Below are 4,674 nucleotides of genomic sequence, written 5' to 3' on the forward strand. Positions count from 1 at the left end.
TGACGACTTTGGTGCCGCGGGCGGCGGCCGCGACGAGGCTGGCGTTTGTGGTGCCGGTGCCCCAGAACTGGGCGACGTCGTCGGTGGAGGTGTCGGCCTGGGTGATTTCGTTCCAGCCGTAGGCGCGTTTGCCGTATTTCGTGACCAGGGGCAGGACGCGGTTCATGAAGGTGCGGTAGTCCTCGTCGGTGGTGGCGTGGGCTTCGTCGCCGCCGATGTGCAGGAATGGTCCGGGGGTGATGGCCGCGATTTCGCGGATGACGTCCTCGACGAAGCGGTAGGTGAGGTCGTCGTTGATGCAGAGGGAGCTGTAGCCGACGGCGATGTCGGTGCGCGGGGGCGGTGCGACGCCGTCGCAGTTGAGTTCGGGGTAGGTCGACTGGGCGGCGTTGGTGTGCCCGGGCATGTCGATCTCGGGGATGATCGTGATGTGTCGTGCGGCGGCGTAGGCGACGACGGCTGTGTAGTCGGCCTTGGTGAGGTATCCGGGGCCGACGCCGTCGACTCCGGTGCCGGGTCCGCCGCCGACGGTGGTGAGGCGGGGCCAGGAGTCGATCTGGATGCGCCAGCCCTGGTCGTCGGTCAGGTGCAGGTGCAGGTAGTTGATTTTGTACTGGCTGAGCAGGTCCACGTAGGCGGTGATGTCGTCGACGGTGTGGAAGTGTCGTGCGAGGTCGAGCATCGCGCCGCGGTAGGCGAAGCGTGGGTAGTCGATGATTCGTCCGCCGGGGATTGTCCAGGTGGTCCGCCGCCGGTCGGGTGCCTCGATCTGGGCGGGGAGCAGTTGGCGCAGGGTCTGGGTGCCGGCGAACAGCCCGGCGGGGGTGTTGGCGCGGATCGTGACGCTGCGGCGGGTGACGTCGAGTTGGTAGCCCTGCTGGCCGATGCGGTCGTCGGCGCCGCCGATGAGCAGGGCGATCTCGGGTAGCGGGGTGGAGCGTACGGGCAGGACGGGCAGGGCGTGGCCGGTGGCGGGGCGCAGTGTGGTGGCGAGTTGCTGACCGACGTGCCAGGCGGCGGCTGAGCCGGGGGTGGTGCGGATGACGGTCAGGGGGGTGATGCGGAATGTGTTGTGCGCGTCGGGGTGGGTTTCGACCGGTGCGGGGATGACGTCGCTGAGGTGTCGGGCTGGTGCGGTGGGTGTCGCGGCGGCGGCGGGCGTTGTGGTCAGGGTGACGGGTAGCGCGAGTGCGGCTATGGCCAGCAGCCGTGTGGTGGTGTGTCGGCGACGCACGGTACCTCCAGGCCTCGTCATGATCGACGATTGTCGATTAGAGGGGCAGGTTACCGGCGATTCGCCTGCACTGTAAACCTTCCTTAACATAAGGACCCGTCGAGACGGTGCTGTCGCCGACCTCACGTACGCCGCACGCTGGGGAATTCCGGGAGTGGTCGTGCCGTTGTCCGTTCGGAAGATCAGGTTCGGATGATCGAATGGGAAGTGCCATGCACATGCGCTCAGACGCGGTAGTGCTGTTCGGCGTCACGGGAGACCTCGTCTCGAAGAAACTGTTTCCGGCGCTGTACGAGCTGACCCGGCGCGACCGTCTCGACGTTCCGGTGATCGGTGTGGCCCGCTCCCCCTGGGACGATCAGCAGTTGGTCACCATGGCCCGCAAGTCGGTCACCGAGGCCCAGGACGAGATCGACGACGAGATCTTCGACCGACTGGCGGACAACCTCTCGATGATCTCCGGCAACTACGCGGACCCGGCGACGTACCAGCGGCTGGCGCAGCGGCTGCGCGACGCCGAGCGGCCGGTCTTCTACCTGGCGATTCCTCCGGCGGTGTTCGGCTCCGTCGTCGAGGGCCTGGCGGCCGTGGGTCTGGCCGACCGGGGTCGGGTGATCGTGGAGAAGCCGTTCGGGCGTGACCTGGAGTCGTCCCGCGAGCTGGATCGCACCCTGCGCGCGGCCTTCGCGCCGGAGCGGGTGTTCCGCATCGACCACTACCTCGGCAAGGAAGCCGTCGAGGGTCTCTACGCCTTCCGGTTCGCCAACCGGCTGTTCGAGCCGCTGTGGAACAACGAGCACATCGACAACATCCAGGTGACGCTCGCCGAGGCCTTCGGCACTCAGGGCCGGGCCGGCTTCTACGACACCGTGGGCGCGACCCGGGACGTGCTGCAGAACCACATCCTGCAGGTCGTGGCGCTCATCGCGATGGAGGCGCCGGCCAGCGAGGACACCACGGCGTTCCGGGAGGCGGAGGCCGCGGTGCTGCGGCAGATCGCGCCGCTGTCGCCGGACTCCACCGTCCGAGGGCAGTACGCGGGCTACCGCGACGAGCCGGGCGTGGCGGCGGATTCGAACACGGAGACGTTCGTGGCGACCCGGTTGACGGTCGACTCCCCCCGGTGGGCGGGTGTGCCGTTCTACCTGCGTGCTGGCAAGTCCCTGGCGGGGACGGCGACGGAGGTCGTGGTCGAGTTCAAGCAGCCGCAGCATTCGCTGATCCCGGCCGAGCGGGGTCAGGCCACCGCCGCGAACCTGCTGCGGTTCCGGCTCGGGCGCGGCGACGGCATCACCATGTCGATCCAGGCGAAGAGCCCGGGTGCCGAGGTGGCGAGCCGTCCGGTGGACCTGTCCGTCGACTTCGGCGCGGCTCTCGGTCGCCGGCAGGAGGCGTACGAGCGGCTGCTCGACGACGCGATGGACGGGCAGCACCTGCGTTTCGCGCGTGCCGAGACGATCGAGCAGGAGTGGCGCATCGTCGAGCCGATCCTGGATCTGCCGACGGCGGTGCGGTCGTACGAGAAGGGCAGCTGGGGTCCGGCGGACGCCGACGCGCTGGCCGGCGGCTGGCATCTTCCGGACCTGCGCTAGTCGCGGCCGGAGCTGACGGAGGCGGCGTGACCGACTCGGTCTCTGGCATGTCGCGGTGTCCCGACTGTGGGCAGGCCGAGTCGGTCACGGGTGCGGCGCGCGGTCGCTGACTGACCGCTCAGCTCAGCGGAACGACCGTCCGGCGACGGTGAGGTTTGCCGCTTACGCGTGGTGTGGGCACGTTGGGGGCGACGTTTCTCGTCCTCGTCGGAGAGGAAGCAGCGCATGCTTTCCGCACTCGATCGTCGGCACACCGTCGCGCCGCCCGGCTACAGCCGGTGGCTCATCCCCCCGGCGGCGTTGGCCATCCACCTCTGCATCGGTCAGGTCTACGCGACCAGCGTCTACAAGAACTCGCTGATCGCCCACTTCGACACCAGCCAGACGGCGATCGGGGTGATCTTCAGCATCGCGATCGTGATGCTCGGGTTGTCCGCGGCGGTCGCCGGGACCTGGGTGGAGGCGAACGGGCCGCGCAAGGCCATGTTCGTCTCGGCCTGCTTCTGGGCGGCGGGGTTCCTGGTGGGCTCGCTGGGCATCGCCACGAAGCAGCTGTGGCTGCTGTATCTCGGCTACGGGCTGCTCGGCGGCATCGGGCTGGGCATCGGCTACATCTCCCCCGTCTCCACACTGATCAAGTGGTTCCCGGACCGGCCGGGGCTGGCCACCGGGTTGGCGATCATGGGGTTCGGTGGTGGGGCGATGGTCGCCTCTCCCCTGTCGCGGCAACTGTTGTCGTTCTACGACGCCGGCTACGACCCGGCCAACGCGGGGTCGACGGCGTCGGGCAGCGCCCTGGTGTGGCTGTTCGTGACGCTCGGCCTGGGCTACTTCGTGATCATGATGTTCGGGGTGGCGAACGTGCGGGTGCCGGCGCCGGACTGGCGGCCGGCCGGCTTCGACCCCGCCAGCGTGGCGGCGAAGCCGCTGGTCACCACGGCGAACGTGTCGGCGGCGAACGCGGTGAAGACCCGCTCGTTCTGGCTGCTGTGGGTGGTGCTGTTCTGCAACGTGACCGCCGGCATCGGCATCCTGGAACAGGCCAGCCCGATGATCCAGGACTTCTTCCGCGACAACGGCACCTCCGCGGTGACCGTGGCGGCGGCCGGCGGGTTCGTGGGTCTGCTGTCGTTGTTCAACATGGCCGGGCGGTTCGCGTGGTCGTCCACCTCGGACATCATCGGCCGCAAACCGATCTACCTGGTGTACCTGGGCGTCGGCATGGTGCTCTACGCGCTGCTGGCGCTCGTCGGGCAGACCTCGACGGCCCTGTTCGTGCTGTTGGCCTGCGTGATCCTGTCGTTCTACGGCGGTGGCTTCGCGACCGTGCCGGCGTACCTGCGGGACCTGTTCGGCACCTTCCAGGTCGGGGCGATCCACGGTCGGCTGCTGACCGCGTGGTCAGCGGCGGGGATCGCCGGTCCCCTGATCGTCAACGGGTTCCTCGACGCGCAGGGCGAGCCGGGCTCGCTGACCGCCGCCGCGTACCGTCCGGCGCTGTTCACGATGGTGGGCGTGCTGGCCGTGGGCTTCGTGGCGAACCTGCTGGTGCGGCCGGTGCCGCAGCGCTACCACGAACCAGCGGCGGAACAGCACCCGCAACAGAACGTGGACGAGGACGCGACGGCGCAGAGGAGTGGTACGCGATGAGTGAGGACAGCCGTTCCGGGCAGCAGGCCCGGTTGTGGATCTCCTGGTTGGTGGTGGCGGCGCTGCTCGGCTACGGGATCGCCCAGACCGTCATCACGGCGGCGAAGCTGTTCACCCACTGAGGTGCCGTGCGGGGTGCCGCCTGAGCGTGCTGGCGAGCTGCTCGTCGAGGTCACTGAACATCAGAGCTCTCCTGCC

The 4,674-nt window shown here is 68.8% G+C and carries 4 protein-coding genes; 3 read left to right on the top strand and 1 reads right to left on the bottom strand.

Annotated features, from left to right (window positions below):
- On the bottom strand, nucleotides 1–1,234 hold a 1,234-nt coding region (locus tag ABZ749_RS29725), incomplete at its 3' end, for a beta-N-acetylhexosaminidase (RefSeq protein ID WP_357233598.1).
- 212 nt (nucleotides 1,235–1,446) lie between these two features.
- Between ABZ749_RS29725 and zwf the strand changes: the two genes are divergently transcribed.
- From zwf to ABZ749_RS29740, 3 genes are all read left to right on the top strand, one after another.
- A complete protein-coding gene (gene zwf, locus ABZ749_RS29730; protein ID WP_357233600.1) occupies nucleotides 1,447–2,826 on the top strand; it encodes a glucose-6-phosphate dehydrogenase in 1,380 nt (459 codons plus the stop codon).
- Nucleotides 2,827–3,051: 225 nt separating this feature from the next.
- Nucleotides 3,052–4,476 carry an OFA family MFS transporter gene (locus ABZ749_RS29735; protein ID WP_357233602.1) on the top strand — a complete coding sequence of 475 codons (1,425 nt, stop codon included), beginning with the start codon at nucleotides 3,052–3,054 and terminating at the stop codon, nucleotides 4,474–4,476.
- On the top strand, nucleotides 4,473–4,598 hold the full coding sequence (locus tag ABZ749_RS29740; RefSeq protein ID WP_357207405.1) for a hypothetical protein: 126 nt from the start codon (nucleotides 4,473–4,475) through the stop codon (nucleotides 4,596–4,598). Before ABZ749_RS29735 ends, ABZ749_RS29740 begins: the two co-directional genes overlap by 4 nt.
- The last annotated feature ends 76 nt before the right edge of the window (nucleotides 4,599–4,674 follow it).

The organism is Micromonospora sp. NPDC047753 (assembly GCF_040642735.1).
Classification (GTDB): Bacteria; Actinomycetota; Actinomycetes; order Mycobacteriales; family Micromonosporaceae; genus Micromonospora.

Excerpts from the sequence above, each read along its gene's own strand:
- zwf (WP_357233600.1), top strand. The coding sequence starts at position 1,447 with ATGCACATGCGCTCAGACGCGGTAGTGCTGTTCGGCGTCACGGGAGAC.
- ABZ749_RS29735 (WP_357233602.1), top strand. The coding sequence starts at position 3,052 with ATGCTTTCCGCACTCGATCGTCGGCACACCGTCGCGCCGCCCGGCTAC.
- ABZ749_RS29740 (WP_357207405.1), top strand. The coding sequence starts at position 4,473 with ATGAGTGAGGACAGCCGTTCCGGGCAGCAGGCCCGGTTGTGGATCTCC.